This window comes from Variovorax sp. YR634 (assembly GCF_900106655.1).
In the GTDB taxonomy this organism is placed as follows: Bacteria; Pseudomonadota; Gammaproteobacteria; order Burkholderiales; family Burkholderiaceae_C; genus Variovorax.
Genome location: NZ_FNOL01000029.1, coordinates 1 through 25,812, shown reverse-complemented (window position 1 = coordinate 25,812; position 25,812 = coordinate 1). Strand labels below are relative to the sequence as shown.

Below are 25,812 nucleotides of genomic sequence, written 5' to 3'. Positions count from 1 at the left end.
GCCGTCACCCCTGGGTGACGTGCACCCCGGGCCGCCGGCCCGCATTCCACTTGCCATCTAGCGCCCGCTCGATCTGCGCGGCCAGCTGCAGCAGCAGCCCGTCGTTTGCCTGCGCCGCCTGTGCCTGGATGCCCAGCGGCATGCCGTTCTCCTGCGTGGCCATCGGCAGCGAGATGCCCGGCATGCCGCACAGGTTGGCCAGCGGCGTGTACGCGAAGTTCTTCCAGAGGTTGGCGAACCAGTCGTAGACGGACGGGTTCGTGCTCGTCGTCAGGTACTCGCTGGTGCCGACCTTGGGCGTAGGCAGTGCGGTGATCGGCGTCAGGATGATGTCCCAGCGCTGGAAGAAGTCGCCGAAGGCGCGCGAGGTGGTGTTGAACACCGCCTGCATCTTCGAGCGCTCGGTGTACGAGGTGTGCAGCCCGGCTTCCCAGATCTTGATGTTGATCGGCTCCAGCAGCTCGGCCGGCGGGCGCTCCAGCCCAAGCCGGTGCAGGTGGCCGTCGATGACCTGCGCGAAGTTGCTGATGTAGCAGGTGGTCTGCGCGGCAAAGGCGGCTTTGAAATCGACCTCGGGCAGCACCCATTCGACGTGATGGCCCAGCCCCTCGAGAAACTTGCCGACACGCTCCAGCTCGGCCACGAAATGCGGCGGTGCACGGAAGTCGCCCCACTCGTGCGACAGCGCGATGCGCAGGCGGCCCGGGTCGCGCCGGATGAGTTCGCTGTACGGCTCTGCTGGCGACCAGAAGGGCATGAACTCGCCGGGCGCGCCGCCGCGGCAGTGGTCGACGAAGGCCGCCGTGTCGCGCACCGTGCGGCTGTGGCAGCCCTGGATCGACACCAACCCCGAGAGGTCCGACAGGCCGGGCGCCAGCGAGAACACGCCACGCGACACCTTCAGGCCAATGTTGCCGTTCACGCCCGCCGGAATGCGGATGGAGCCGCCGCCGTCGGTGGCATGCGAGAGCGGCAGCACACCGGCGGCAACGGCGGCGGCCGTACCGGCCGACGAGCCGCAGGTGGTGTATTCGAGGTCCCAGGGGTTGCGCGTGGTGTGCAGCGCGTTCTCCGCCGAGCTGCACACGCCGAACTCCGGCGTCGTGCTGCGGCCCACGATGTTGAGGCCCGCCTTGCGCAGCTGCTGCGTGAGAAAGCTGTCGGCAGCCGGGCGATGGCCCTGCATCATCATCGAGCCGAATTCCTGCAGCCGGCCCTTCAGCGTCGGCCCGAGATCCTTCATCAGGTAGGGCAGGCCCGCGAACATGCCATCGGGGTTCATGCCGTCCTTCAGCGGATCGGCCACCACGTCGTCGAACACCTCGACCACCACATCGAGTTGCGGGTTGAGCTTCGCGATGCCCGCCGCGGCCTGGGCCGCCAGCTCCGCCGCCGTCACGTCGCCCTTGCGGACCCTCTCGGCCAACCCGATGCCGTCGTGATCGGCCCATTCGTTCCAGCTCATTGCCAGCGTCATCCGCGGTGCTCCATTCTTTCGAGATTTTGTTTCAAGGACTGAGCGCCCGATTTTGCCGAGCGTGTCGGCGCGACGCATACTCGCTCGTCCTTGGGTGAGCAGGAACGAGGGACAACGAGCGCATCGCATGACCGACACCGCCTGGATCGCCACCACGCTGACCGCTTCGCGCCCCCGCGCGGTGGCGGCGCTGCTGCGCTACTTCCGCGAGCTGGACACGGCCGAGGAAGCCTTCCAGGAAGCCAGCCTGCGCGCCCTGCAGCACTGGCCCGCGAGCGGCCCTCCCAGCGATCCGCTGGCCTGGTTGATCTTCGTGGGGCGCAATGCGGCGCTCGACGAGGTGCGCCGGCGCAACCGGCACGACGCGCTGCCCGAGGACGACGCACTCATCTCCGATCTCGAAGACACCGAGGCCCGGCTCGTCGAACAGCTTGACCACGCCCACTACCGCGACGACGTGCTGCGCCTGCTGTTCGTCTGCTGCCACCCCGAGCTGCCGCTCACGCAGCAGATCGCGCTGGCGCTGCGCATCGTCTCGGGCCTTTCGGTGCAGGAGATCGCGCGTGCCTTCCTCGTTGGCGAAAGTGCGATGGAGCAGCGCATCACGCGCGCCAAGAAGCGCGTGGCCTCGGCCGGCATTCCCTTCGACACGCCGGGCCGGCGCGAGCGCGACGGGCGGCTGGCCGCCGTGTGCACCACGGTCTACCTGCTGTTCAACGAGGGCTACTCGGCCAGCGGCGGCACCGAGCACGTGCGCGCCGCGCTGTGCGAAGAGGCGATACGCCTCGCGCGGCTGCTGCTCGCGATCTTTCCCGACGAGCCCGAGCTGATGGGCCTTGCCGCCCTGCTCCTGCTGCAGCATGCGCGCGCCGATGCGCGGCTCGATGCCGGCGGCATGGTCGTGCTGCTCGAAGACCAGGACCGTGCGCGCTGGAACCGCACGCTGATCGGAGAGGGCCTTGCGCTGGTCGAAGGCGCGCTGCGGCAACGCCGGCCCGGCCCCTACCAGCTGCAGGCGGCCATCGCAGCCACCCACGCGCAGGCCACACGCGCCGAAGACACGAACTGGGCCGAGATCGACCGTCTCTACGTAGCGCTCGAAACCCTTCAGCCCTCGCCGGTCGTCACGCTGAACCGCGCAGTGGCCGTGCACAAGCTGCACGGGCCGCAGGCGGCGCTGGCGCTGACGGAACCGCTGGCCGGTGCACTGGCCGACTACTTCCACTTCCACGGCCTGCAGGGCACGCTGCTGATGCAGCTCGGCCACGGCGAGGAAGCCCATGCCGCCTTCGCGCGCGCCCTCGGCCTGGCCCGCACGGCCGCGGAGGCGGCGCACATCCGAACGATGCTCGACCGCCTCGGCGCGCCGCATTGATCGATCCTCCCGAACCACGAACCACAGCCAGAAAAAGGAAGACCATGCTCTATTCCATCCTCATCTACGGTTCCGAATCCGCGGTGGCCGCCTGGGAGCCCGGCGTCGAAGAGGAGATGCTCGATCGCCACACCGACCTGCGCGACGACCTGCAGGCACAAGGCCGGCTCGGCACAGTGCTGCGGCTGATGCCGAACGTGTCCACCACGGTGCGCCGCGCGGGCGACATGCATCCGCTGGTCACCGACGGCCCCTTTGCCGAGACAAAAGAACAGCTGATGGGCATCTACATCGTGGAGTGCGAAACCGTCGAGGAGGCCACGCATGCCGCGCACCGGCTGGCCTTCGAGACCGGCGTGTTCGAGATCAGGCCGATCACCTGGTACGACCCGGGCGTGATTCCGGCGAGGATTCCGCAGGTCTGAAGCGACGGAAGATTTTTTCGGCAGCGTTGTCGGATCGCGCCGCCGCCGTCCGTCCTTGGCTGGAACGCCCGCATGTCGCGGGCGGCAACCCAAGGAGAAGACGATGTCCCACACATTCAAGGACCGGTGCTTGGTGATTCATGGCGGCAGCGGCGCCATCGGCGGCGCGGTGGCCCGCGCCTTTGCCCGCGAAGGCGCCCGGGTGTTCCTCACGGGGCGCAACCGTGCCAGGCTCGATGCGGCGGTGCAGGCCATCGTGGCCGAGGGCGGCCGCGCCGAGGCGGCGGTGGTCGACGCGCTCGACGAGCAGGCCATGGTCCGCCACGCCGGCGAGGTGGCCGAACGCGCCGGCGGCATCGACATCGCGCTCAACGCCATCGGTATCCTGCACGTGCAGGGCACGCCGCTGTCGGCGCTGTCGCTGGAAGACTTCTTCGTGCCCGTGCACGCCTACACCCGCAGCCCCTTTCTCACGGCCAAGGCCGTCGCGCTCCACATGGCAAGGCGCGGCGGCGGCGTGATCCTCTCGGTGTCGACACCGGCTTCGCGCCTGCCCGGCCCGGGCTATCTCGGCCACGCAGTGGCCTGCGCGGGCGTGGAGGCGTTGTCGCGCCACATGGCCGGCGAGCTGGCAGCCTTCAGCATCCGCACGGTGTGCATCCGCTCGCACGCCATTCCCGAAGCGGCGTTCGGCGGCTCGCATTCCTACGAAGTGTTCCGCCCGGCCGCGGAGAGCATGGGGATCACGGTCGAGCAGATGCTCGCGGACAAGCCAGCCGGCCTGCTCGTGAAGCGGCTTCCCTCGCTCGACCAGATGGCAGCCGCCGCGCTGTTCGCCGCATCGGAAGGCGCTGGCGCGATGACAGGCGCGGTGCTGAACCTCAGCGGCGGCGTCACGCTGGACTGAGGGCGGCTCCCTAGAATCGCGCAGGTCATCCTGAACCTTGCCGACCTCCGCATGTCTCTCGAACTCCCGTCAGCGCCCGCATTGGCCGACGCACTCATCGTCGATCCGTTCTATCTCGCAATCTCCGTCGACTTCGAGCACGACATGCCGACCCGCAAGGCGGTGCTCGCCAGGTACTTCGCCTACTCGCTGGGCGAGGCCGCGCGAACCGGGCGCTTCCTGGCGACGGAAGACGGCAAGCTCGGCGCGGCGGCCTGGCTGCTGCCGCGCACGAATGACGTCGACGCAGCCGAGTCGGCGGCAAAGAACGAATTCCTCGCGAGCACACTGGGCCCGCGTGGCTATGACAACTACCACCGCATCGTCGAATTCATGGCCGCGCGTGCGCCGGCCGTGGTGCCGGCGGGGGCCTGGTACCTGTCGATCCTCGGCATCTCGCCCGCCGCACAGGGGCGCGGGCTGGGTGCGCAGCTGCTGGCGCCAACGCTGGTCGAAGCCGACGCGGCAGGCGCGCCGTGCTTCCTGGAAACCTTCACGCCGCGCAGCGTGGCGTTCTACGAGCGGCTGGGCTTTCGCAGCGCGGCGGAACACCTGGAGCCGGTCACGAACTCGGCGTACGCGATCATGTGCCGGCCCGCCGCGGACATACTTCGCAACAACCACGGAAAATAAGCAAATACCGTTACCCGTCGCGCCGCGCTGGCCGAAGAATCCGCCGCATGTCCCCTCTCCCGATCGAAGACGCCGAACCCGTCTCGCTGAGCCCCGCCCTCATCGTCGAGGACGACCCCGCCATGCAGGCACGCCTGCGCTACGTGCTCTCCACGCTCGGCTGCGACGAGGAGCGCATTGCGGTGACCGACAGCGTCGCCGGGGCGCAGCAACTGCTCGGCGAGCATGGCTACGGCGTGGTGCTGGTGGACATCGGCCTGCCCGACGGCAGCGGCGTGGAGCTCATCGGCTGGCTGCAGGCGCACCACCCGGGCATTCCGGCGGTGGTGATATCGGCCTGGCGCACCGAGGAAATCATCTTCGCGGCACTGCGCGCGGGCGCCATCGGCTATCTGCTGAAAGAGCGTGACGACGTCGAACTCGGCATCGCGCTGCGCAGCATCGAACAGGGCGGTGCGCCCATCGACCCCAGCATCGCGCGCCACATCCTCGCGTGGCTCGCAACGCACCAGCCGACGGCCGACGCGCAGGTGCAAGCCTCCGGCGCCGCACCCGCCGCCGATGGACTGGCCCCGCTGACGCGCCGCGAGCGCAAGATCCTCGAGCTCGTGTCGCAAGGCCTGAGCAATCGCGACATGGCCGAGTCGCTGTCGATCTCCAGACTGACCGTGGAATGCCACACCAAGAACATCTACCGCAAGCTGGCCGTCAATTCGCGCACCGAAGCCGTCTTTCAGGCGCGAAGGCATGGCTTGCTGCGCTGACGGGCGCGCTGCTCCTCCTGCTTCTTGCGGCCAGCCCGGCCTTCGCCCAGGCAACCGCCGCGCCCGCGCTGCACGTCGAAGCCGTGCGCGGCACCGACTGGAACGACACGGCCCCGCCCGCTGAAGGCTGGGCACCCGTCACCCTGCCCGACAGCTGGGCCACACGCTGGCCCGGCTTCGACGGCGTGGTCTGGTACCGGCTGACGTGGCAGGAGCCGGAGCAGGTGCGCGAAACCGGCCTGCTGCTGCACTACCTCAACATGGCCGGCGAGGTGTCGCTCAACGGCACGCCGATCTCGCGCGACGACAGCCTGGTCGAGCCGCTCACGCGCGCCTGGAACACACCGCGCTACTGGCTGCTGGCGCCGCCGCTGCTCAGGCCCGGCACCAACACGCTGCTGGTGCGCGTATCGGGCCTGTTCGCCTATCAGGCGGGGCTGGGGCCGGTGAGCCTGGGCACGCCGGCTGCGATGCAGGCGGAGTTCGAGCAGGAGCGCCTCGTGCGCCGCGACCTGCAGGTGCTGGGCCTCGCGGTGAGCGCGGCGGCCTCGGCCTTCTTCGCCGCCCTGTGGCTGCTGCGTCGGCGCGAGACGGCCTACGGATGGTTCGCGCTGATGTCCGTGCTGTGGCTGCTGTTCGGCTACAACCAGATCGCAACCAGCCCCTGGCCCTTTGCCAGCAACCACAGCTGGCAGGCGCTGAACATCTCGACGCTGCTGGTCTTCGGCGTTTCCTACGTCGTCTTCGCGCTGCGCTTCTGCGGGCGGCGCATGCCCCGGCTGGAGGGTGCGGCGCTGCTGGTTGCGGTGGTCGGCGTGCTCGACCTGTGGCTGGCACCCGGTGCGGACCTGATCGCGCACCGCGCCATCTGGACGCTGGTGGGCGGCTTCACCGTCATCGCGGTGAACGGCACCTCGATCGTCCACGCCCTGCGCCACCGAAACAGCCCGATGCGCTCGCTCGCGCCGTTCATGGCGGTGTCGGCGCTGACGGACGCGCACGACTTGCTGGTGTTCACGCAGGTGATCGACAGCAACACCTACTACACGACGATGTCTTCGTACATCCTGCTGCTGGGCATGGCGCTGACGCTGGCCGCGCAGTTCGTGAAGAGCCTCAAGCGCATCGAGAACTTCAACACCGAGCTGATCGAGGAAGTGAACGCGGCCAAGGCCGACCTCGCCGCCACGCTGGCGCAGCAGCACGCGCTGGAGCTGACGCATGCGCGCATCGGCGAACGCGTGAACCTGGTGAGCGACCTGCACGACGGCCTCGGCGGCATGCTGGTGGGCAGCATCGCCACGCTGGAGCGCACGCCCGAGAACCTCAGCGCGCCCGAGCTGCTCGCCATGCTCAAGCACCTGCGCGACGACCTGCGGCTGATCATCGACGCCACCGGCCGCGACGACGGCGCCCGTGCACTCGGCGAACTGCTCGCGCCGCTGCGCCACCGCAGCGCCCAACTGCTCGACGCCAACGGCATCGACTGCCGCTGGCAGGTGTCGGGCATCGACACGCTCGAACTGCCGCCTTCGCAGAGCCTCGACCTGATGCGCTTCCTGCAGGAGGCGCTGACCAATGTGCTCAAGCACAGCGCGAGCCGGCGCGTGGACGTGACCGTGGCGCGCGCGGGCGCCGAGCTCCGGCTCAGCGTGCGCGATGACGGGCGCGGCTTTGCGGTCGAAGGCACTGGCGAAGCCGGCGGCGCAGGGTTGCGCAGCCTGCGCGCGCGGGCGCGCCGCCTCGGCGCCGAGCTGCAGTTGCAGTCGCGCCCCGGCGAGACGCAGGTTGCACTGCGAATGCCACTCGCGAGCTGACTAGAGTTCGAGCACCAGGCGCCCTTCGCAGGCACGCGAGCAGCAGGCCATCATCTTCGTGTTGGCGTCGCGCTCCGTACGCGTGAGCACCACGTCGCGGTGATCGACCTTGCCGGAGAGCACGCGCACTTCGCACGAGCCACACAGGCCTTCTTCGCAATCGCTCTGCACGTCGACGTTCGCGGCGCGCAGCGCGGTCAGCAGGGTCTGGTCGGGCGGCACGGTGAGGACGAGGCCGGAGTCTTTCAGCTCGACCTCGAAGGCGTGCTCCTTCGACGGATCGAGCGTGGCGAGCGTCGACTCGAAATGCTCCACGCGCAGCGCGCCTTCGGGCCACGCGGCGCAGCAGCTTTCCAGCGCTTCGAGCATTCGCAGCGGGCCGCAGGCATAGACCTGTGCGCCGGGCACGGGTTGCGTGAGCAGGGCCTGCAGATCGTTGCGGCGCCCTTCGTCGGCAGCGTGCACGTGCAGGCGTTCGCCATGCAGCGCGGCCAGCTCATCGACGAAGGCCATGCTCGCGCGGCTGCGGCCGCTGTAGTGCAGTTCGTAGTCCATGCCCAGAGCCTTCGCGCGCCGCGCCATCGCGCTGACCGGCGTGATGCCGATGCCGCCGGCAATGAAGATCGCCTTCTTCAGCGACTCGTCGAGGCGAAAGTGGTTGCGCGGACCGCGAATGCGCAGCCGGTCACCCGGCTTCACGTTCGCATGCACCCATGCCGAGCCACCACGCCCATCGGGCTCGTGCAGCACGGCGATTTCCAGCACGCCCGCCTCGTCGGGGTCGCCGCACAGCGAGTACTGGCGCGACAGCTCGGGCGTGCCGCATTCGACGTCGATGTGCGAGCCAGGCGTCCAGCGCGGCAGCGCCTTGCCGTCGGGCGAGACGAGGCGCAGCTTGACGATGCCATCGGCCACCGGCGTCACGCGCTCGACCACCACGGGCCTCGCGATCGAATGCGCCGAAGGTTCGCCGATGCGCACGGGCACCTGCACATCGCGCAGGCTCTTGTTCGCGCGCTCGGGGTTGGCCGCCGGGTCCCATTCCACCCACAGATGCTCGGGCCCGCGGAACGAAGTGTTCGGCACGTAGGTGAAGCGCTGCTCCGACAGCCGCATATGCGGCAGCCGGCGCGTGAACTCCTCAAGGAAGATCTGCATTTCCATGCGCGCCAGGTTCTTGCCCATGCACTGGTGCGAGCCGTAGCCGAAGGTGAGATGGTCGCTGGCGTTGTCGCGGCGGATGTCGAACAGGTCGGCATCGGCGAAGTGCCCTTCGTCGTGGTTGGCCGACGAGGTGACGATCAGCAGGCGCGAGCCCGCCGGCAGGTCGACGCCGTCGATCTGCGTGTCTTTCGTGACGAGCCGGCGCCATGCGGCCACCGAGCCGTTGTGGCGCAGGCACTCTTCCACCGCGTTGGGAATGAGCCCCGGGTCTTCGCACAGCTCGCGCCACACGTCGGGGTGCTGCAGCAGCAGCTTCATCGCGTTGGCCGTGGCGTTGGCGGTGGTCTCGTGCGCGGCGACGATGCCGGCCATCATCATCGAGTGCAGGTACGAGTCGGTCACCACCTCGGGGTGCAGCATCTGCTTGCGGATGCCGTACTGCATCCAGCCGGGTGCGTCGGGGTCTTGCCGCATCTTCTCGAGCACCTTGCCGGCGTACTGCCAGAAGTTGCCGACCGCGTGCGCCACGGCCACCTGCTCCTCGGGCTTCGGGCGGCCCCAGGTGTTGACGGTGTGCGCGATGGAGTATTTGCGCAGCGTGTCCATGTCTTCCTCGGGCACGCCAAGGAAGTGCAGCGCCACGGTGAGCGGAATTTCCCACAGCATCTGGTCGACGAGGTCGGCCTTGCCGTCGTCGATGAAGCGGTCGACATACGTGCGGGCCAGCTCGCGCACCATCGGCTCGTGGTGCTTCAGCGCCTCGGGCGTGAACGGGTCCATCAGCGCGCGGCGGCGCGGCATGTGGGCGGGCTCGTCTTCGTTGACCAGCGTGCGGTTCAGCGCGAAGCCGTACGAGGCGAGCACCGCGTTGGCTTCCTCGCCGGTGGGCGTGATCTTTTCCAGCGCATTCGACGGGCTGAAAGTGATGTTGTCGCGGAACACCGCCTTGATGTCCGCATAGCGCGTGAGCACCCAGTAGCCCAGCTTCGGGCTGTAGAAGATGGGCTCCTGCTCGCGCGCCCAGCGCACGTACTCGGGCGGGTCCTGCTGGTAGCCGTCTTCGAAGGGGTCGAAGCCGGCGGCGCGCTGGCTCACTGGGCAGCCCGTGGGCGTGCGCTCGGAAGACAGCGGCCCGTGCGCAACGGGGCAGCCGGAAGCGCGTGGTGGCATGGCGGTATCGGGCATGGCGGCAGACTCAGTCGAGGGTGATCTTCAGGTCGCGGATCAGCTTGTGCCAGCGCACGGTTTCGTTCTTCAGCAGCTCGGTGTACTGGGCTGGCGTGTTGCCCACCGGCTCCACGCCGAAGTCGACCATGCGCGTGTGCACCGAGGGCTCGTTGATGGCCGCGACGATCTGGCGGTTGAGCGTGTTCACCACCTCGCTGGGCGTGGCCGAAGGCACCACCACGCCGACCAGCGCGGCAGCCTCGACGTTCTTGTAGCCGAGCTCGGCGAAGGTGGGCACGTCGGGCAGCTGCGGCAGGCGGGCGGGGTTGGCCACGGCCAGCGCGCGCACCTTGCCGCCCTTGATGAAGCCGGAGCCCGCGGCCAGGTCGACCATCATGGCCGGCAGTTGCCCGCCGACCACGTCGGCCAGCGCAGGCGCCGCGCCGCGGTACGGCACATGGACCATGAAGAGCTTCGCCTCCACCTTCAGCAGCTCCATCGCGAGGTGGTGCGGGCTGCCCGCACCGGCCGAGGCGTAGTTGATGCCGCCGGGCTTGGCCCTGGCCTGGGCGATGAAGTCCTTGGCCGAGGCGAAGCCCGAGTTCGCGCCGACCACCAGGATCATCGGGAACTTGCCCATCAGCGTGACGGGCGCGAGGTCTTTCGTCGGGCTGTAGCTCAGCGACTTGTAGAGCGCGGGGTTGAAGACCAGCGTGCCGTTGTCGGCCGAGAGGATGGTGTAGCCGTCGGCCGGGGCACGCGCGGTTTCGGCGGCGGCCAGCGCGGTGTTGCCGCCGGGCTTGTTGTCCACCAGCACCGGCTGCGCGACCTGGGTGGACAGCGTCTGGGCGACCGTGCGCGCGAGAAAGTCGGAACCACCGCCGGCCGCGTACGGAACGATCCAGCGGATCGGCTTGGCGGGAAATGTCTGGGCGCTTGTGCTGGCAACAGCTGCCAGCGAAAGGATGACGGCAATGCACTTCTTCATGGGGTGTCTCCGGATTGGATATTGTGTATTGCGTAATTATCATACGCATAGCGTAATCACAGAATCGCGGGTTTACCCGGCCATGCAGGCCGAGCACCTAACATGAAGGCGACATGACCTCATCCCCGGAACCCAGCTCCCCTGCCCGCGAGCGCCGTCAGCGCGTGCAATCCGCCGAAACCGGCATGGCCGTGCTCAAGGGGCTGGCGCACCTGGGCGGCCGCAGCAGCCTCACGGCGTTGTCGACGCACGTCGCCGAGAGCCCGGCCAAGGTGCACCGCTACCTCGCCAGCCTGATGGAAGCGGGCCTCGTGCTGCAGGACGCCGCTTCACAGCACTACTACCTGGGCACCGAGGCCATCCAGATCGGGCTGGCCGCAATGCGGCAGGCCGACCCGATCCGCGCGGCCGAGCCCTGCCTGATCCGCCTGCGCGAGTCGCTGGAGGTGACGTGCTTCGTCGCGGTCATGGGCAACAAGGGCCCGACCATCGTGCGTTTCGAGGAGCCGGGCCTGCCGGTGACGGTGAACGTGCGCGCCGGCTCGGTGATGTCGATGCTGTGGTCGGCCACCGGCCGCGCCTTCCTGGGACTGCTCGACGAATCGCGTGTGCTGGCGCTGGCCGAGCAGGAACTTGGCGAGGCCACGCCCGAAATGCGGGCGCAGCTCGACGCGAAAGACCCGATCGGGCATCTGCGCCGCGAGGTGCGACTGGCGCACTGCGCCAGCGTGAAAGACACCTACCTGCGCGGCATCAGCGCCGTGGCGGCGCCGGTGTACGACTATGCGGGCCGGGTGTGCGCCGTGATCACCGCACTGGGCGCCACGGGGGGCTTCGATCCGGCCATCGACGGGCCCATTGCCACGGCGGTGCGGCAGGAGGCCCGGGCCGCCAGCGCCCTGCTGGGCGCCGCAGCCTGAAGCTTCAGGGCTGGATCAATCGGCCCAGACCACCGTGCCGGTCCACGCCGTGGCCAGCACCAGGATGCCGAAGGCAATGCGGTACCAGGCGAACGGAATGAAGTTGTGGGTGCTGATGAACTTCAGCAGCCAACGCACGCACAGCCAGGCGCTGATGAACGAGAACACCAGCCCCACGGCGAACAGCGGGATGTCGGCCATCGACAGCGCCGCGCGCTCCTTGTAGATGCTGTAGAGCCCTGCGCCGATCAGCGTCGGAATGGCAAGGAAGAACGAGAAATCGGTCGCCGCCTGGCGCGACAGGCCCAGCAGCATGCCGCCGATGATGGTCGAGCCGCTGCGGCTGGTGCCCGGGATCATCGCGAAGCACTGCACCAGGCCGACCTTCAGCGCATCCCACGGCGTCAGGTCGTCCACGTGCTCGACACGCACCGAGCCCGGCGGCCGCTTCTCTGCCCACAAGATGATGAAGCCGCCGATGATGAAGGTGCTTGCCACCACGGTCGGAATGAACAGGTGCTCCTTGATGACCTTGCCGAACAGCAGGCCCAGCACCACCGCGGGAAGAAAGCCGATGAAGATGTTCAGCGCCAGTCGCTGTGCCTTCGGTTGCCGCGGCAATGCGACGACGGTCGATTTGATCTTCTGCCAATAGACCAGGATCACCGCGAAGATCGCGCCGGTCTGGATGGCGATCTCGAAAACCTTGCCCCGGTTGTCGCCGAAGCCGCCGAGCAGCGAGCCCGCAAGAATCAGATGGCCGGTCGATGAGATCGGAAGGAATTCGGTCAGCCCCTCGACGATGCCCATGACGGCGGCCTTGGCCAGCAAAACAATATCCACGCGTACTCCTTTTAAGAGCAGCCATTATCACGATGGGTCGGTCAGGAGGAATTCAGGATCCCCAGTTCCGGTGATGTTCAGATGCAGTGCGTTAACACAAAGTAGTGCATTACCGGGCATGTGTGATGTCCGAAGGAGCTTGCGCCAAATGCGAACGCCAATGCCCGCCAACGGGCACGAAGAACATAACTCGACCGTCGACGACCACGGCGAAGACCGTCGCAAGAATGCACAGGACCTCGAGCGCGAGCAGTGCGCCTCGATGCGGCGAGTGACCGAGGCCACCGGCGCGTCGGCCCACGAACTGCAGCAGTTGATGCAACGGCTGCTCGACATCGACCGCTCGGGCTCGAGCGCCGGCATCGTCGCCCAGGGCCACATCGCGGCCGACCGCATGCAGTCGGGCATGCAGGCACTCGACCTCGGCGACGGCCACCTGGCCGAACAGCACGGCGATGCCGCGCAGAGCATCGATTTCTGGCTGCTCGAGCCGCTCGACCCGGCGCACGACAAGAAGTGGTACGCCCGCTGGAAGTTCTGGAGCTTCATCCTCGGCGTGTCCGGTTCCGAAGCCGCACTCACCCTGCAGGGCCTGGCGCTGCGCCCCACCGAGCCCGGCGACACGCACGCGGACCTGGTGGCCAAGGCGCGCAAGGTGCTGGAGGCCTGGCGCCGCACTTCGGAGCCGCTCTTCTGGGCGGCCGTGGAATGCTACGTGCGGCAACAGTCGTTCTCGCTCGAAACACAGGCCTACCTGATGCACTGCATCGCCGCCATGTTCGCGGGCGACCCGATGAAGCTGTCGAACGCGCAGAGCGAACAGCTCGCGGGCGTTCTCACCGACACCTACTGCGACGCGCTGGGCACCTCGGCGAGCATGCCCTCGGCGGACATCTACCGGCGCCTGTCGCAGGGGCTGGAGGCGACTGATCGCGAAACTGGCCTTACCCGCAACCTGGGGCGCAGCGACGCGGCCCAGATCGCGATCACGGCGCTGTTCTCGGTCATCGAAGGCTCGCGTTCACGCTACTGAGCCGTGCGCCGGCGCAGCGCGCGCACCGCGCTGTCGACCGTGGTCAGCACCGGCAGGCCGCCGCCGGCCTCGCAGGCAGCGCGTGCCCTGGCCATGCTGAACTGCGCCAGTGCAATGCGCGTGCAGCCGCGTTCGCGCAGCGCTGTGGCCTGCGCAGCGATCAGGGTGTCGTGGCGCTGCACATCGCCGGCATTCAGTGCGTCTAGCGCACCCTCGGCCAGCGCGAGCTCGAGTGCCGTGTCTTGCGGAAACTCTGGCGGCATCGAAGCCAGCGTGGGCGCAAAGGTCGCGATCAGCCCGAGCCGGCCCTGCCCTTGCGCCGCCTCGTCGATCATGGCCTCGTTGGGCTTGAGCACCGGAATGCCCGCATGCCGCCGCGCCACCGCCTCGATGCACGGCCCGAAGGCCGAGCAGGTGAAGAGAATGCCCTGCGCGCCCGTATCGACCGCGTACTGCGCCAGGCGCTGGAAGCGCTCGTGCATCGCGGCGTCGAGCCCCTTGCCGTTGCGCGCCAGATCGGCCGAGAGGCTGTCGTCGAGCAGGTTCATGCGCACGGCCTCGGGCCAGTCGCGCGCGAAGGCTTCGTTGATGGGCGCGACGGAGTGCGAGAGCGCGTGGATCAGGGCAATGCGGGTCATGAATTCAGAGGCTCTTCAAAAGCTCAGATACCTTTGGAAGAAGGATTGGCGAACGCTTCCTTCGTCTCGGCATTCAGCGGGTAGTTGATGTTGATGCCCTTCGGCGGAATCGGCGACATGAACCACTTGGCATAGAGCTTCTCCATCTCGCCCGACTTCATCATGCCCGACACGACGCGGTCGACCAGCGCCTTGAAGGCCGGGTCGTCCTTGCGGAACATCAGCGACTGGTTCTCGGTGCGCAGGCTCTCGCCGGTGATGATGAAGTCCTTCGGGTTGCGCGCATTCGCGATCTGCCCGGCCAGCAGGATGTCGTCGAGCACGAAGGCCTGGGCACGGCCGCTTTCCACCAGCAGGAAGGAGTCGCTGTGGTCCTTGCCCGCGAGGTTGTTCACTTCGAGGCTGCGGCCGCGGTCGGCCTCGCGCAGCAGGCGGAACGAGGTGGTGCCGCTGGTGGTGGCCACCGTCTTGCCCTGCAGGTCGGCAATGCTCTTGATGCCCGAATCGGCCTTCACCAGCATGCGCACGTTGTAGCGAAAGATGTCGGGCGAGAACGCCACCTGCTTCTGCCGCTCGACCAGGTTGGTGGTGGAGCCGCATTCGATGTCGACCGTGCCGTTCTGCACCAGCGGAATGCGATTGGCCGAGGTGACGGCCTGGTACTTGATCTCGATGGCCGGCATCTTCAGCTCGGTCTTCACCGCCTCGACGATGCGGTTGCAGATCTCGATGCTGTAGCCCACGGGCTTGAGGTTGCCGTCGAGGTACGAGAAGCCGAAGGACGACTCCCGGTAGCCGAAGGTGATGGCGCCGCTGGCCTTGATCTTCGCGAGCGTGTCGCTCTCCTGGGCCTGCACGGCCGTGAGCGGCATGAAGGCCGCAAAAATCACCGCGAGCGCGGCACCAAAGGGAAACGGCAGACGAAGCTTGGGCATGGAACGCTCCTCGGAACGATGGTTGAAGAAAAAGCGGATGGGAAAGTGGTAGCGCTCAGCGCGCGGCGGCGCGTGTGACCGCATCGATGGAGGCCGCGAGCCGCGCGGCGATCTCCTGCAGGTCTTGCCGCGTGGCAATGAAGGGCGGCGCCAGCAGCACGTGGTCGCCCAGCCGGCCATCCACCGTGCCGCCGAAGGGGTAGCACAGCAGGCCGCGCGCCATGGCGTCCTTCTTGACGGTGGCGTTGACCTTCAGCGCCGGGTCGAAGGGCGTCTTGCTCGCGCGGTCGGCCACCAGCTCGATGCCCCAGAAAAAGCCGCGGCCGCGGATGTCGCCCACGTGCGGGTGCGCGCCCAGTGCATCGGCCAGCATCGCGCCGAAGGCAATGCCGTCTTCGCGCACCTTGGCGACCAGCCCGTCGCGCCGGATCACCCGCTGCACCGCGAGCGCAGCAGCGCAAGCCATCGGGTGGCCGAGGTAGGTGTGGCCGTGCTGGAAGAAGCCGCTGCCGCTGGACATGGCTTCGACGATGCGGCGCTGCGCCAGCACAGCGCCCACGGGCTGGTAGCCGCCGCCCAGGCCCTTGGCGACGGTCATGAGGTCGGGCACCACGCCCTCCTGCTCGCAAGCGTGCAGCGAGCCGGTGCGGCCCATGCCGCACATCACCTCGTCGAGGATCAGCAGCACGCCGTATTTGTCGCACACCGCGCGCACCGCCTTGAAGTAACCCGGCACCGGCGTGAGCACGCCGGCCGTGGCGCCGCCAACGGTCTCTGCCACGAAGGCGATCACGCGATCGGCGCCCTGCGCGAGGATGGCCGCTTCGAGCTCTGCCGCCAGGCGCAGGCCGTACTGCCCGGTGCTTTCGTCATCGCGTTGCTCGCGGTACGGGTAGCAGGGCGACACGTGCGTGGCCGGCACGAGGATGGGTGCGAAGGGCTCGCGACGCCATGCGTTGCCGCCCACGGCCAGTGCGCCCAGCGTGTTGCCGTGGTAGCTCTGGCGGCGCGCGATGAAGTGCGTGCGCTGCGGCTGTCCGATTTCGACGAAGTACTGCCGCGCCATCTTCAGCGCCGACTCCACCGCTTCCGAGCCACCGCTTACCAGGTAGACGTGGCTCATGCCCTCGGGAGCGGAGCTGATCATTTCGTCGGCCAGCTGCTCGGCCACTTCGCTCGTGAAGAAGCTGGTGTGCGCATAGGCGAGCTTGTCGATCTGCGCGTGCATGGCGGCCAGCACCTCGGGGTGCGCATGGCCGAGCGACGACACCGCCGCACCGCCAGAGGCGTCGAGGTATTCGCGGCCTTCGGCGTCGCGGATGAACATGCCGTGGGAGCCGGCGGCAACGGGCGGGGTCTGGCGAAGATGGCGGTGGAAGACGTGCGTCATGGGGGCTGGCAACTGGACTCTCGGGTTGGAACTAACGTTTCCACCGGATTATTGTTTGGAACATTTGTTCCGTCAACTGCCGCCATTCGCCCCTCCGGTACATTTGTTCCAACGACAGCCGAAGAGAGACACCGCCATGGGCGCCCGAGAGCAGATCCGCCAGCGTTTCAACGAACTGAGCCCCGCCCTGCAGCAGGTGGCGCGCTACGTGCTCGACCATCCGAACGAGGTGGTCACGGGCTCGATGCGCAACGTCGGCACGCGCTCGCAGAGCACGCCCGCCACCCTCGTGCGTTTCGCGCAGCATCTGGGCTTCGAAGGCTGGCCGCAGCTCAAGGAGGCCTTCGCCGCCGACATGGGCCTGGGCTCCGTCGAGACCTACGGCGGTCGCGCCAAGCAGCTCGTCGGCCGCGCCAAGGACCAGACGCTGACCGGCGAAATGTTCGAGGTGCAGCGCCGCAATCTTGAAGCCACGCACCAGCAGAGCGAGCAGGCGCTGCAAAAGGCCTGCGCGCTGATCGAGAAGGCCCCGGCAGTGCACGCCGCGGGGTTCAGGGCGTGCTTTCCGATCGCTTTTTCATTCGTCTACGTGTACCGGCTCTTCCGCGCCAGCGTGCACCTTGTCGATGGCCAGGGCGGCTCGCTGGAAATGCAGCAACGAGCCTTCGCCAAGGGCGACGCGCTGGTGGTGGCGAGCTTCGTGCCCTACTCGCGCGAGGCGCTGCAGGTGGCGCAGGCGGCCAAGGCGGCGGGGTGCCGCATCGTCGCCATCACCGACAGCGTGACCTCGCCGCTGTCGCTGCTGGCGGACGAGACGCTGCTTTTCACGATCAACAGCCCCTCGTTCTTTCCGTCGGTCGCGGCGGGGGTGGCGGTGACGGAAGCGCTGGTCGAGCTGCTGGCCAGCCGCGCGGGCAAGCCGGTGATCCGGCGCATCGACCAGGCGGAGGCGCAGCTGTTCGAATCGGGGGCCTACCTCACGCCGCCGGCGGCGCGCGGCGGCTAGGGCCAGGAGCTCAGATCAGCGCCCGGGTGCGGCCGGCGGCCTGCTGGCTCAGGTGAAGCACCAGCAGGTCGCGGTTGGCGATGATGTGGTCGCGCATGGCGGTTTCGGCGCCGGAGGCTTCCTGCCGGCCCAGCGCCTCGACGATGCGGCAGTGCTCTTCCAGCGCCTGCAGAGCCTGCTCGTGGCGGTACAGCTGCATCGACGCGTCGCGGTTGTGCGGACGCAGCTTGCTGTCGAAGATGATCGGCAACTGGCTGGCTCGCTGCACCGCCTCGGTCAGCCAGCGGTTGTCCGCCAGTGTCAGCAGCTTGCGGTGAAAGGCCTGGTTCAGGTCCTGCCAGCACTCGGCCCGGGCGTCAGTCCATTCGCCCCTGCCGTGCAGCACTTCGTACTGCTCGTCGAGCATGGCCGTCAGTTGCGCCAGGGCTCCGCCTTCGAGACCGCGCTCGCTGATCAGGCGGCAGCACATGCCCTCCAGCGTGGCACGCACGCTGAAGGCGTCGAACACGTCCTTGGCGTTGAAGCGGCGCACCTGGAAGCCCTTGTTGGGCAGATACAACAGCAGCCCCTCGTCGGCCAGCCGCGCCATGGCGCCGCGCACAGGAGTGCGCGACACGCCAAGCTCGTTGGCGAGCGAGATCTCCATCAAATGGGAGCCAGGGGCAATCACACCATCGAAGATGCGATTGCGCAGCGTGTCGGCCACGGACAACGCTCGTGTCCGAGAGGGGTCTGGGGGGGTCATCGAAAGTCGGGAACTAGGGGGCGCCGGAAGCGGGTCGCGCGGATGGTACGGCCGCGTACAAAAGCTTCATATCCCCGATTTCCGTAAAAATTTTATTCCGGGACTTTTTCGATGATTACTTCAAATTTATTAACTTTTGTAAACTTCTCTTCAGCTGTACGCGTTAACCCGCCTCCGGTAGCCCTTCCGGACAGCCTGCCTATCTGGCAATGATCCAGTCGGCGATCTGCGGGACAACTTCGCGATCGAGCCCGTTGAAGCCGTGATACGCCATGGCCTCGCACGAGTCGCCCCAGTTCTCCCCGCCCTTGAAGCTCAGCAGCGCCTTCCTCGGCGAGTTCTCGAGCTTTCCCATGAGGACGGGCACGTTGGCAAACGCGCAGAGCGCGCAACCATCCTGCTCGTGATGGACGACGAGAACGGGAACCCGGATCTTTTCCAGCGGCATTGCCGGAACGGGCCGTCCCCGGTCGTCGGTGAGGATGGTCGAACTCAGCACGATGCCGTCCGGCCCTTCAGGGCCCGCGAGCTCGGTCGCGACGTATGCCGCGGACTGCGTACCCCGGCTGGTGCCCACAAGCCACACAGGCACCCTGGATTGCGCTCGCATCCACGCAATGACCGCCTTGAGGTCGGCCGCATGCTCCGGCTTCTGGCGAAAACCGCTGAGGTAGGGTGGACTCAGTCGGTCGGACGGAGCATCGACGACGGCGACCATGAGCCCTTGGTCCGCAAACAGCTGCCGCGTGCGAACGAGAAAATTCCCGGCGCCCCAGTTGAACGAGCCATTGGGAAAGATCTGCAGCCCGCCGTGCCCGCCCGCGAGCAGGATCACGGCAGCCTTTGGCGCTGGCGGCGACAGCACGAGCATCCGCTGCGTTACCCCGGGCCGGGTGGGAATGTCGACCACCTTCTGCGTGGTCTGCGCCTGGACTGGCGAAACCAGTGCAATCAGGAAAAGAAAGCCCGCGATCCAGTACCTGGCAATGTTGCGCATCGACGATCTCCTGGGGGTACAGCTTTGAGTCCGTTTGCCGCCGACCTGCATAATCGCGCCCTTTTTCCCTAGGGACGCCAGATGAATCTGGAAATCGCGCAATCCACGCCGACGGCGGCAAGCATTGCGAAGCTCGTTCAGGCGCACTACGGCCTGGGCGAAGTGGTCGAGAGCGAGTTCCTGCGGCGCAGCTTCAATCAAGTCTATCGGCTGAGCTTTGCCAGCGGGCGACGTGCCGTGGCGCGGCTCTGCGCCGAGCGGCCCCGAGGCGGCCCCAACATGCTGTTCGAATCAGCCGCGCTGCAGCATTGGGCCCAGGCCGGATGCACCGTATCCCGTTGCCTGCCCACCGCGGACGGTGAAGTCGCCATCCACGTGTCGCTACCAGAGGGCTCCCGGGCGCTGATGCTGTTCGAGTATCTGGACGGAGAGTTCACCGGCGACTCGGCCGATGACATCGGAGCCTTTGCGCACGGACTGGCCGCCTTGCACATCACTGGTGAAAGCTACCAGGGGCCGGCCAGCAGCTATCACCTGGACCTGGACTACCTGCTGCTGCGCCCCCTGCAAGGCCTGCTGCACGCTCCGACCATGACCGCCGAGTTGCGCCCGCAATTCGAGAGGCTGGGCCAGCGGCTGCACAGCGACGTCCTGGCATTGGGCGAGCTCAGCCGCGTGCTGTGCCACGGCGACGCGCACGGCAGCAACAACTTCATCGTGCGCGGTGCGCAGGAGCAGCACGAGGCGGTGTTCTTCGACTTCGACGAGGCAGGCCCCGGCTACCTGGCCTATGAACTGGCGGTCTATCCGTGGAGCCTGCATCCGCGCACGCCCGATGGCGTACTGAGCGACAAGGCAACGGGGCAGTGGCGGAACTTCATATCCGCCTATCGCGAGGCCCGGCCTGTCGCCGATGCCGACCTCGCCGCCGTCGCACGCTTCATGGCGGTGCGGCAGATCTGGCTGCTGGGAGAGTGCGCAGGACGGGTTCCTGTCTGGGGCTCCCAGACCATACCGACCGACTACCTCCGCCGGCAGGTGACCATGCTGCGCAAGTGGGAAACATTGGAGTTGCCACTCTAGTAGGGCCCGGAACCCTCCCCTGCCAGCGCAAGTCAAACCGCTTGTCGCGGCGCCTTGTCGCGACAGGAGGTAATGACCATGAAGCAAGTGAAGCATTGGCAAGACCCCGTCAACGCCGTCGCCGGCGCCTGGCTGATCGTCTCGCCCTGGGTCCTGGGCTTTTCGGACCTGACGCCCGCCATGTGGACGATGGTGGCGACCGGCATCGTGCTCGGCGCGGTGGCGCTCGGTGCGACCTTCGTGCCCCGACAGTGGGAAGAATGGACCGAGGTCGCGCTGGCGGCCTGGCTCGCGATATCGCCCTGGGTGGTCGGCTTCCGTGGCGTCGAGACGGCGATGGTCAATGCGGTGCTCGTCGCCGCGGTGATCCTCGTGCTGGCGCTCTGGGTGCTGGTGACCGACAAGGACTACCTGGGCAACATCAGCGACCGTCCGGCACATTGACCTGAGCGCCGGGCCTGAGGATGGGCCCAGTGCCCATCCTCCATATCGATCAGCCGCTTACTGCGTGCGCGAAGCGGCGGGTTGCGGTGCTGCCGCGTCCGCTTTGGCGTTGTTGCCATCGCCCATCCACCCAGCCTGCCAGCCCCCGCCCATCGCCTGGATCAGCGCGATGGCCGTGGTCTGGCGACTGACCTGCAGCTGCACAAGCGTGCGCCGCGCGCTCAGCGCGGCGGCCTGTGCGGTGACCACGTCGGTGTAGCTCACCTGCGCGGCGCGATAGCGGTTCAGCAACTGCTGCTCGGTCTTGTCTGCCGCAGCCGAGGCCTCGCGGCGGAAGCCCTCCTGCTCGGCGAGCGTCGCGCTCGCGGTGAGCTGGTCTTCCACGGCCTGGAAAGCCGTGAGCACGGTCTGCCGATAGCGCGCCACGCTCGACTCGTAGGAGGCCTTGGCCGAATCGACGTTGGCCGCGATGGCGCCCGCGTCGAACACCACCTGCGCCACCGAGAAGCCCAGCGACCACAGCGAGTTGGCCGAGCTGAACAGGTCCTTCACGCGGCTGGCGCTGCTGCCGACCGAGGCCGTGAGGCCGATGTTCGGAAAGTAGGCTGCGCGCGCAATGCCGATCTGCGAATTGGCCGCCGCCACGGTCCGCTCGGCGGCCGCGATGTCGGGCCGGCGCTGCAGCAGCGTCGAGGGCACGCCGAGCGGCACGCCAGGCACCACGGGCGTCCATTGCGCGGCCGGCAGGCTGAAGTCGGCTGGTGCCACGCCCAGCAACGCGGCAATCGCGTGCTCGTAGGTGGCGCGCGTGCGCTGCAGGCCCACGCGCTCGGCCTTGGCGTTGACGAGTTGCGTCTGCGCCTGCAGCACATCTGTCTGCGCGGCGATGCCGGCCTGATAGCGGTTGCTCGTGATCTCGAAGGCGCGCTGGTAGCCCTGGATGGTTTCGTCGAGCAGCACGATCTCCGTGTCGGCCTCGCGCAGCGAAAAGTAGTTGGTGGCCAGGTCGCCGATGGCCGACAGGCGCGCCGCGGCCAAGTCGGCCTCGCTCGCCTGGGCATTGGCCTGCGCGCTGCTCACGGCTTCGCGCAAGCGACCCCACACATCCGGCGTCCAGCTGGCGCCCAGCGTGGCCGAGAAGGCATTCGACGGACTCGACGTGCTGCTGCCGCCCACCGTGCCGGAGCGCTTGCCGCTGCCATCGAGCGACACCGACGGGAACAGCGCCGCCCGCTCGCCGCGCACCAGCGCCTGGGCCTGCGAATAGTTGGCCACCGCCGCGGCGATGTTCTGGTTCGACACCTGCACGCGGCCGGCCAGTTCGTCGAGCGTGGCGTCGCCGAACAGCTTCCACCATTCGCCGCGGTCGAGCGCGTCGGCAGGCGCGGCGGGCAGCCAGCCTTCGGCGGTCTTCTGCTCCTTCCAGTTGACGGAAGCTGCGGTGGTGGGCTGTTCGTAGCGCGGGCCGACGGAGCAGCCGGCGAGCACAGCAGCCAGTGCGAGCGCCGAGAGCGGGAAGCGGCTCGCGCGGAAGGAAGAAAGGGAAAGCAGTGCGTTCATGGCGGTGTTGTTCTCAAGCTGGCGCGACCCGGCTCAGTTCGTGTTCGTTCTTGCCGCGGCGGCGCAATTTGTCGAGCAGCAGATAGACGACCGGCGTCGTCAGCAGGGTCAGCAGCTGGCTGGCGATCAGCCCGCCGATGATGGCCACGCCCAACGGCCGGCGCAGCTCGGCACCCTCCCCGAAGCCGATGGCCAGCGGCAGCGCGCCCAGTGCGGCCGCCAGCGTGGTCATCAGGATCGGGCGGAAGCGCAGCAGGCAGGCCTCGCGCACCGCCTCCAGCGGCGAGAGCCCGCGCGAGCGCTCGGCCTCCAGTGCGAAGTCGATGATCAGAATGGCATTCTTCTTCACGATGCCGATCAGCAGGAACACGCCGATCAGCGCAATGATCGAGAACTCCATGCGGAACATCAGCAGCGCCAGCACCGCGCCCACGCCAGCCGACGGCAGCGTCGACAGCACGGTGATCGGATGCACCAGGCTCTCGTACAGGATGCCCAGCACGATGTAGATCACGATCAGCGCGGCCAGGATCAAGATGGCCTGCTGGCCCTGCGACTGCTGCGCGCTGGCCGCCGTGCCGGCGAAGGCGCCGCGCACGTTGGTGGGCATCGCGATGTTGGCCTCGGCCTTGGCGATGGCCTCGCGCGCATCGCCGAGGTTCGCGCCTTCGGCGAGGTTGAACGAGATGGTGGTCGCCAGTTCGCCGTCCTCGTGGCTCACCGAGGTGGCGACCGATTGCTCTTCGAACTTCGCCACCGCCGACAGCGGCACGAGCGCAGTGGCCGTGTTGCTCAGCACGTTGCCGGTCGATGCGCTGCGCAGGCCCGCGTTGGCCGACACCGGCACGGAGGTGCTGCTGGCCGTGCTCGAGGACGACGAACTTGAACTCGTCGAGGTCGTGGTGCTCGCCGCCACCTGCGTGGTCACGGTCTGGCCCGCCACCACCGTCGTCTTGGTGGCCGGCACGTAAACGTCGCTCAAGGCATTGGGACTGCGCGAGTAGCGTGGAGCCCACTCCATCACCACGTGGTACTGGTTCAGCTCGGTGTAGATGGTCGCCACCTGCCGCTGCCCAAAGGCGTTGTAGAGCGCGTTGTCGACGGCTGTGGAAGTAAGGCCCAGCCGGCGCGCGCTGTCGGGGTCGACCTTGGCCACCGTCTCCACACCGTTCTCGTCCTGGTCGGTGTCGATGTCGGTCAGCACCGGCTGCATCTTCAGCTCGTCGGACAGCTTCAGGGCCCAGGTGCGCAGGTCGGCGAGGTTGTCGCTCTTGAGCGTGTACTGGTAGGTGGAATTGCTGGCGCGGCCGCCCGAGCGCACGTCCTGCACCGTGCCCAGGAACACGCGCAGGCCGGTCACTTCGTTGAGCTGTGGCCGCAGCCGCGCGATCACGGCCAGGCCGCTGTCCTTGCGCTGGTTGGCCGGCTTCAGGTTGACGAACATGAAGCCGCCCCCTGCCCGGCCCGCGCCGGTGAAGCCGACCACGGTGTCGACCGCCTCGTCCTTGCGGATGATGTCGACCACCTGCCGCAGCTTGGCGGCCAGCGCCTGCGACGAAATGCTCTGGTCCGCGCGCAGGCCGCCGTTGAGCTGCCCGCTGTCCTGCTGCGGGAAGAAGCCCTTGGGCGCAGCGCTGAAGAGATACACATTGAGCCCGACCACCGCCACCAGGATCAGCATGACCAGCGCCTTGCTGTCGAGCGCCCAGTCGAGGCTGGTCTCGTAGCGCTTGAGCACCCAGTCGTAGCTACTCGCAGCCATGCGACCGAAGCGGCCCTGCGGCTTGCTCTTGTCATGCTCGCCACCGGGCTTGAGCAGCCACGCGCACATCATGGGCGTGGTGGTCAGCGAGATGACGAGCGAGATCATCACCGCCGCCGACAGCGTCACCGCGAACTCGCGGAACAGCCGGCCCACCTGTCCGCCCATGAACAGCAACGGAATGAACACCGCCACCAGCGACACGCTGATCGACAGTACGGTGAAGCCCACTTCCTTGGCGCCCAGCAGCGCCGCCTTCATGCGCGTCATGCCCGACTCGATGTGCCGGCTGGTGTTTTCGAGCACCACGATCGCGTCGTCCACCACGAAGCCGGTGGCCACCGTGAGCGCCATCAGGCTCAGGTTGTTCAGGCTGAAGCCCAGCAGATACATCACCCCAAAAGTGCCCAGCAGCGCCGCCACCGTGGCCACTGCGGGCACGATGGTCGCGCGCACGCTGCGCAGGAACAGGCTGACCACCAGCACCACCAGGATGACCGAGATGACCAGCGTGAGCTCGACCTCGCGCAGCGAGCCGCGGATGGAGTTCGTGCTGTCCGACGCCACCTGCAGCGTGACGTCGGGCGGCAGCTGAGCCTGCAGCTCGGGCAGCAGCGCGCGCACGCTGTCGACGGTCTCGATGATGTTGGCCGAGGGCTGCCGCGTGATCAGCACGATGATCGCGGGCTCGCCGTTGAACAGGCCGAGCGTGCGCGTGTCTTCTACGCCATCGACCACCTCGGCCACGTCCTGCAGGCGCACGGCCGCGCCGTTGCGCCAGGCGATGACCATCGGCGCGTAGTCGCTGGCGCGCAGGGCCGGCGTCTGCGTGTAGATCTGCAGCTTGCGGCCCTCGCCCTGGACCGTGCCCTTGGGGCGGTTGGCGTTGGAGGCCTGGATGGCGGCGCGCACGTCTTCGGTGCTGATGCCGTAGCGGCTGAGCGCGAACGGCAGCAGTTCGATGCGCACGGCCGGGAGCGAGCCGCCGCCGATTTCCACGTCGCCCACGCCGTCCACCTGGGACAGGCGCTGGCTGACGATGTTCGAGACGGCGTCGTAGATCTGGCCCGGGGTCTTGGTCTTGGACGTGAGGGCCAGGATGATGACCGGCGAGGCGGCGGGGTTGGCCTTGCGGTAGGTCGGGTTGCTTCTCAGTGTGGCGGGCAGATCGACGCGGCTGGCGTTGATGGCGGCCTGCACTTCTCTGGCGGCGCCGTCGATGTTGCGGCTCAGGTCGAATTGCAGGGTGACTCGGGCGGAGCCTACCGAGCTGGTGGACGTCATTTCGTTGACGCCTGCGATGGTGCCTAGGTGGCGCTCCAGCGGGGTTGCTACGCTGGTTGCCATCGTTTCAGGGCTTGCGCCCGGGATCGATGCGCGTACTGAGATGACTGGATAGTCGACCTGGGGTAGTGGCGAGACTGGGAGGACGAAGAATGCGGCTATGCCTGCCAGTGCTATTCCGATGGTCAGGAGGACTGTGCCTATGGGGCGGCGGACGAAAGGTAATGAGAGATTCATCGCTGCTCTCCTTGCGGAGGGCTGAGGCCGGGTCTCGCCCCGGCGGGCGAGCTACTTTCTTTTGCTTCGCCAAAAGAAAGTAGCGGCGATTTCAAATCCCAAGTGCAACGATGGGTTGAATGTCGACATTCTGGTTGAAGCAGTCCTCGAAGAGGACTTGAGCCGGTGTGCGGAAGCCC

Annotated in this window: 22 protein-coding genes; 11 read left to right on the top strand and 11 right to left on the bottom strand. The window is 67.7% G+C overall.

Features of this window, described 5'->3' with window-relative positions; translation table 11 throughout:
* Positions 1-4: 4 nt before the first annotated feature.
* Complete coding sequence (locus BLV60_RS30530; RefSeq protein WP_093059057.1) at positions 5-1,477, bottom strand: amidase; 1,473 nt, start codon at positions 1,475-1,477, stop codon at positions 5-7.
* 127 nt (positions 1,478-1,604) lie between these two features.
* Here BLV60_RS30530 and BLV60_RS30525 point away from each other — a divergent pair, with 127 nt between their 5' ends.
* From BLV60_RS30525 to BLV60_RS30500, 6 genes are all read left to right on the top strand, one after another.
* A complete protein-coding gene (locus tag BLV60_RS30525; RefSeq protein ID WP_093059056.1) occupies positions 1,605-2,852 on the top strand; it encodes an RNA polymerase sigma factor in 1,248 nt (415 codons plus the stop codon).
* 44 nt (positions 2,853-2,896) lie between these two features.
* Positions 2,897-3,277 (top strand): YciI family protein, encoded by a 381-nt coding sequence (locus tag BLV60_RS30520; RefSeq protein WP_093059055.1) that lies wholly within the window; start codon positions 2,897-2,899, stop codon positions 3,275-3,277.
* A 103-nt stretch (positions 3,278-3,380) separates the two neighbouring features.
* Positions 3,381-4,184, top strand: a complete 804-nt coding sequence (locus tag BLV60_RS30515; RefSeq protein WP_093059054.1) for an SDR family NAD(P)-dependent oxidoreductase — start codon at positions 3,381-3,383, stop codon at positions 4,182-4,184.
* Positions 4,185-4,235: 51 nt separating this feature from the next.
* The gene (locus tag BLV60_RS30510) at positions 4,236-4,856 is read left to right on the top strand and encodes a GNAT family N-acetyltransferase (RefSeq protein ID WP_093059053.1); all 621 of its coding nucleotides are present in this window, start codon (positions 4,236-4,238) and stop codon (positions 4,854-4,856) included.
* A gap of 47 nt (positions 4,857-4,903) precedes the next feature.
* On the top strand, positions 4,904-5,620 hold the full coding sequence (locus tag BLV60_RS30505) for a response regulator transcription factor (RefSeq protein ID WP_093059052.1): 717 nt from the start codon (positions 4,904-4,906) through the stop codon (positions 5,618-5,620).
* On the top strand, positions 5,530-7,437 hold the full coding sequence (locus BLV60_RS30500) for a sensor histidine kinase (RefSeq protein WP_093059051.1): 1,908 nt from the start codon (positions 5,530-5,532) through the stop codon (positions 7,435-7,437). The genes BLV60_RS30505 and BLV60_RS30500 overlap by 91 nt, the downstream gene beginning before the upstream one ends.
* Here the strand turns inward: BLV60_RS30500 and BLV60_RS30495 are convergent, their stop codons facing one another.
* Positions 7,438-9,786, bottom strand: coding sequence for a cytochrome P450/oxidoreductase (locus BLV60_RS30495; protein ID WP_093059050.1), 2,349 nt, complete (start codon positions 9,784-9,786; stop codon positions 7,438-7,440).
* A gap of 10 nt (positions 9,787-9,796) precedes the next feature.
* Entirely contained in the window at positions 9,797-10,756 is a 960-nt protein-coding gene (locus BLV60_RS30490) for a Bug family tripartite tricarboxylate transporter substrate binding protein (protein WP_093059049.1), read from the bottom strand.
* A 113-nt stretch (positions 10,757-10,869) separates the two neighbouring features.
* Here BLV60_RS30490 and BLV60_RS30485 point away from each other — a divergent pair, with 113 nt between their 5' ends.
* A complete protein-coding gene (locus BLV60_RS30485; protein ID WP_093059048.1) occupies positions 10,870-11,676 on the top strand; it encodes an IclR family transcriptional regulator in 807 nt (268 codons plus the stop codon).
* Between the two features lie 15 nt (positions 11,677-11,691).
* Here BLV60_RS30485 and BLV60_RS30480 read toward each other — a convergent pair whose 3' ends face one another.
* Positions 11,692-12,519 (bottom strand): undecaprenyl-diphosphate phosphatase, encoded by an 828-nt coding sequence (locus tag BLV60_RS30480; RefSeq protein ID WP_093059047.1) that lies wholly within the window; start codon positions 12,517-12,519, stop codon positions 11,692-11,694.
* A 148-nt stretch (positions 12,520-12,667) separates the two neighbouring features.
* Here BLV60_RS30480 and BLV60_RS30475 point away from each other — a divergent pair, with 148 nt between their 5' ends.
* Entirely contained in the window at positions 12,668-13,552 is an 885-nt protein-coding gene (locus BLV60_RS30475) for a hypothetical protein (protein WP_093059046.1), read from the top strand.
* Here the strand turns inward: BLV60_RS30475 and BLV60_RS30470 are convergent.
* From BLV60_RS30470 to BLV60_RS30460, 3 genes are read right to left on the bottom strand one after another with little or no spacing between them, the layout of a single operon-like run.
* Entirely contained in the window at positions 13,546-14,190 is a 645-nt protein-coding gene (locus BLV60_RS30470) for an aspartate/glutamate racemase family protein (RefSeq protein WP_093059045.1), read from the bottom strand. The two genes, BLV60_RS30475 and BLV60_RS30470, sit on opposite strands and share 7 nt — an antisense overlap.
* 23 nt (positions 14,191-14,213) lie before the next feature.
* Positions 14,214-15,125, bottom strand: coding sequence for a transporter substrate-binding domain-containing protein (locus BLV60_RS30465; protein WP_093059102.1), 912 nt, complete (start codon positions 15,123-15,125; stop codon positions 14,214-14,216).
* Positions 15,126-15,180: 55 nt separating this feature from the next.
* Complete coding sequence (locus tag BLV60_RS30460) at positions 15,181-16,515, bottom strand: aspartate aminotransferase family protein (protein ID WP_093059044.1); 1,335 nt, start codon at positions 16,513-16,515, stop codon at positions 15,181-15,183.
* 136 nt (positions 16,516-16,651) lie between these two features.
* Here BLV60_RS30460 and BLV60_RS30455 point away from each other — a divergent pair, with 136 nt between their 5' ends.
* Positions 16,652-17,521, top strand: coding sequence for a MurR/RpiR family transcriptional regulator (locus tag BLV60_RS30455; RefSeq protein WP_093059043.1), 870 nt, complete (start codon positions 16,652-16,654; stop codon positions 17,519-17,521).
* Positions 17,522-17,531: 10 nt separating this feature from the next.
* Here BLV60_RS30455 and BLV60_RS30450 read toward each other — a convergent pair whose 3' ends face one another.
* Positions 17,532-18,227, bottom strand: coding sequence for a GntR family transcriptional regulator (locus BLV60_RS30450; RefSeq protein ID WP_176929013.1), 696 nt, complete (start codon positions 18,225-18,227; stop codon positions 17,532-17,534).
* Positions 18,228-18,465: 238 nt separating this feature from the next.
* The gene (locus BLV60_RS30445) at positions 18,466-19,263 is read right to left on the bottom strand and encodes an alpha/beta hydrolase (protein WP_093059101.1); all 798 of its coding nucleotides are present in this window, start codon (positions 19,261-19,263) and stop codon (positions 18,466-18,468) included.
* Between the two features lie 81 nt (positions 19,264-19,344).
* On the opposite strand from BLV60_RS30445, the gene BLV60_RS30440 reads away from it, so the two are divergent.
* On the top strand, positions 19,345-20,346 hold the full coding sequence (locus BLV60_RS30440) for a phosphotransferase enzyme family protein (protein ID WP_093059041.1): 1,002 nt from the start codon (positions 19,345-19,347) through the stop codon (positions 20,344-20,346).
* A gap of 78 nt (positions 20,347-20,424) precedes the next feature.
* On the top strand, positions 20,425-20,790 hold the full coding sequence (locus BLV60_RS30435; protein ID WP_093059100.1) for an SPW repeat protein: 366 nt from the start codon (positions 20,425-20,427) through the stop codon (positions 20,788-20,790).
* Between the two features lie 57 nt (positions 20,791-20,847).
* Here BLV60_RS30435 and BLV60_RS30430 read toward each other — a convergent pair whose 3' ends face one another.
* On the bottom strand, positions 20,848-22,350 hold the full coding sequence (locus tag BLV60_RS30430) for an efflux transporter outer membrane subunit (RefSeq protein WP_093059040.1): 1,503 nt from the start codon (positions 22,348-22,350) through the stop codon (positions 20,848-20,850).
* A gap of 13 nt (positions 22,351-22,363) precedes the next feature.
* A complete protein-coding gene (locus BLV60_RS30425) occupies positions 22,364-25,633 on the bottom strand; it encodes an efflux RND transporter permease subunit (protein ID WP_093059039.1) in 3,270 nt (1,089 codons plus the stop codon).
* Between the last annotated feature and the right edge of the window lie 179 nt (positions 25,634-25,812).

Bases quoted from the DNA above. Each gene is read 5' to 3' on its own strand.
- BLV60_RS30530 (WP_093059057.1), bottom strand. From the start codon at position 1,477: ATGACGCTGGCAATGAGCTGGAACGAATGGGCCGATCACGACGGCATC.
- BLV60_RS30525 (WP_093059056.1), top strand. From the start codon at position 1,605: ATGACCGACACCGCCTGGATCGCCACCACGCTGACCGCTTCGCGCCCC.
- BLV60_RS30520 (WP_093059055.1), top strand. From the start codon at position 2,897: ATGCTCTATTCCATCCTCATCTACGGTTCCGAATCCGCGGTGGCCGCC.
- BLV60_RS30515 (WP_093059054.1), top strand. From the start codon at position 3,381: ATGTCCCACACATTCAAGGACCGGTGCTTGGTGATTCATGGCGGCAGC.
- BLV60_RS30510 (WP_093059053.1), top strand. From the start codon at position 4,236: ATGTCTCTCGAACTCCCGTCAGCGCCCGCATTGGCCGACGCACTCATC.
- BLV60_RS30505 (WP_093059052.1), top strand. From the start codon at position 4,904: ATGTCCCCTCTCCCGATCGAAGACGCCGAACCCGTCTCGCTGAGCCCC.
- BLV60_RS30500 (WP_093059051.1), top strand. From the start codon at position 5,530: ATGCCACACCAAGAACATCTACCGCAAGCTGGCCGTCAATTCGCGCAC.
- BLV60_RS30495 (WP_093059050.1), bottom strand. From the start codon at position 9,786: ATGCCCGATACCGCCATGCCACCACGCGCTTCCGGCTGCCCCGTTGCG.
- BLV60_RS30490 (WP_093059049.1), bottom strand. From the start codon at position 10,756: ATGAAGAAGTGCATTGCCGTCATCCTTTCGCTGGCAGCTGTTGCCAGC.
- BLV60_RS30485 (WP_093059048.1), top strand. From the start codon at position 10,870: ATGACCTCATCCCCGGAACCCAGCTCCCCTGCCCGCGAGCGCCGTCAG.
- BLV60_RS30475 (WP_093059046.1), top strand. From the start codon at position 12,668: ATGCGAACGCCAATGCCCGCCAACGGGCACGAAGAACATAACTCGACC.
- BLV60_RS30470 (WP_093059045.1), bottom strand. From the start codon at position 14,190: ATGACCCGCATTGCCCTGATCCACGCGCTCTCGCACTCCGTCGCGCCC.
- BLV60_RS30465 (WP_093059102.1), bottom strand. From the start codon at position 15,125: ATGCCCAAGCTTCGTCTGCCGTTTCCCTTTGGTGCCGCGCTCGCGGTG.
- BLV60_RS30460 (WP_093059044.1), bottom strand. From the start codon at position 16,515: ATGACGCACGTCTTCCACCGCCATCTTCGCCAGACCCCGCCCGTTGCC.
- BLV60_RS30455 (WP_093059043.1), top strand. From the start codon at position 16,652: ATGGGCGCCCGAGAGCAGATCCGCCAGCGTTTCAACGAACTGAGCCCC.
- BLV60_RS30445 (WP_093059101.1), bottom strand. From the start codon at position 19,263: ATGCGCAACATTGCCAGGTACTGGATCGCGGGCTTTCTTTTCCTGATT.
- BLV60_RS30440 (WP_093059041.1), top strand. From the start codon at position 19,345: ATGAATCTGGAAATCGCGCAATCCACGCCGACGGCGGCAAGCATTGCG.
- BLV60_RS30435 (WP_093059100.1), top strand. From the start codon at position 20,425: ATGAAGCAAGTGAAGCATTGGCAAGACCCCGTCAACGCCGTCGCCGGC.
- BLV60_RS30430 (WP_093059040.1), bottom strand. From the start codon at position 22,350: ATGAACGCACTGCTTTCCCTTTCTTCCTTCCGCGCGAGCCGCTTCCCG.
- BLV60_RS30425 (WP_093059039.1), bottom strand. From the start codon at position 25,633: ATGAATCTCTCATTACCTTTCGTCCGCCGCCCCATAGGCACAGTCCTC.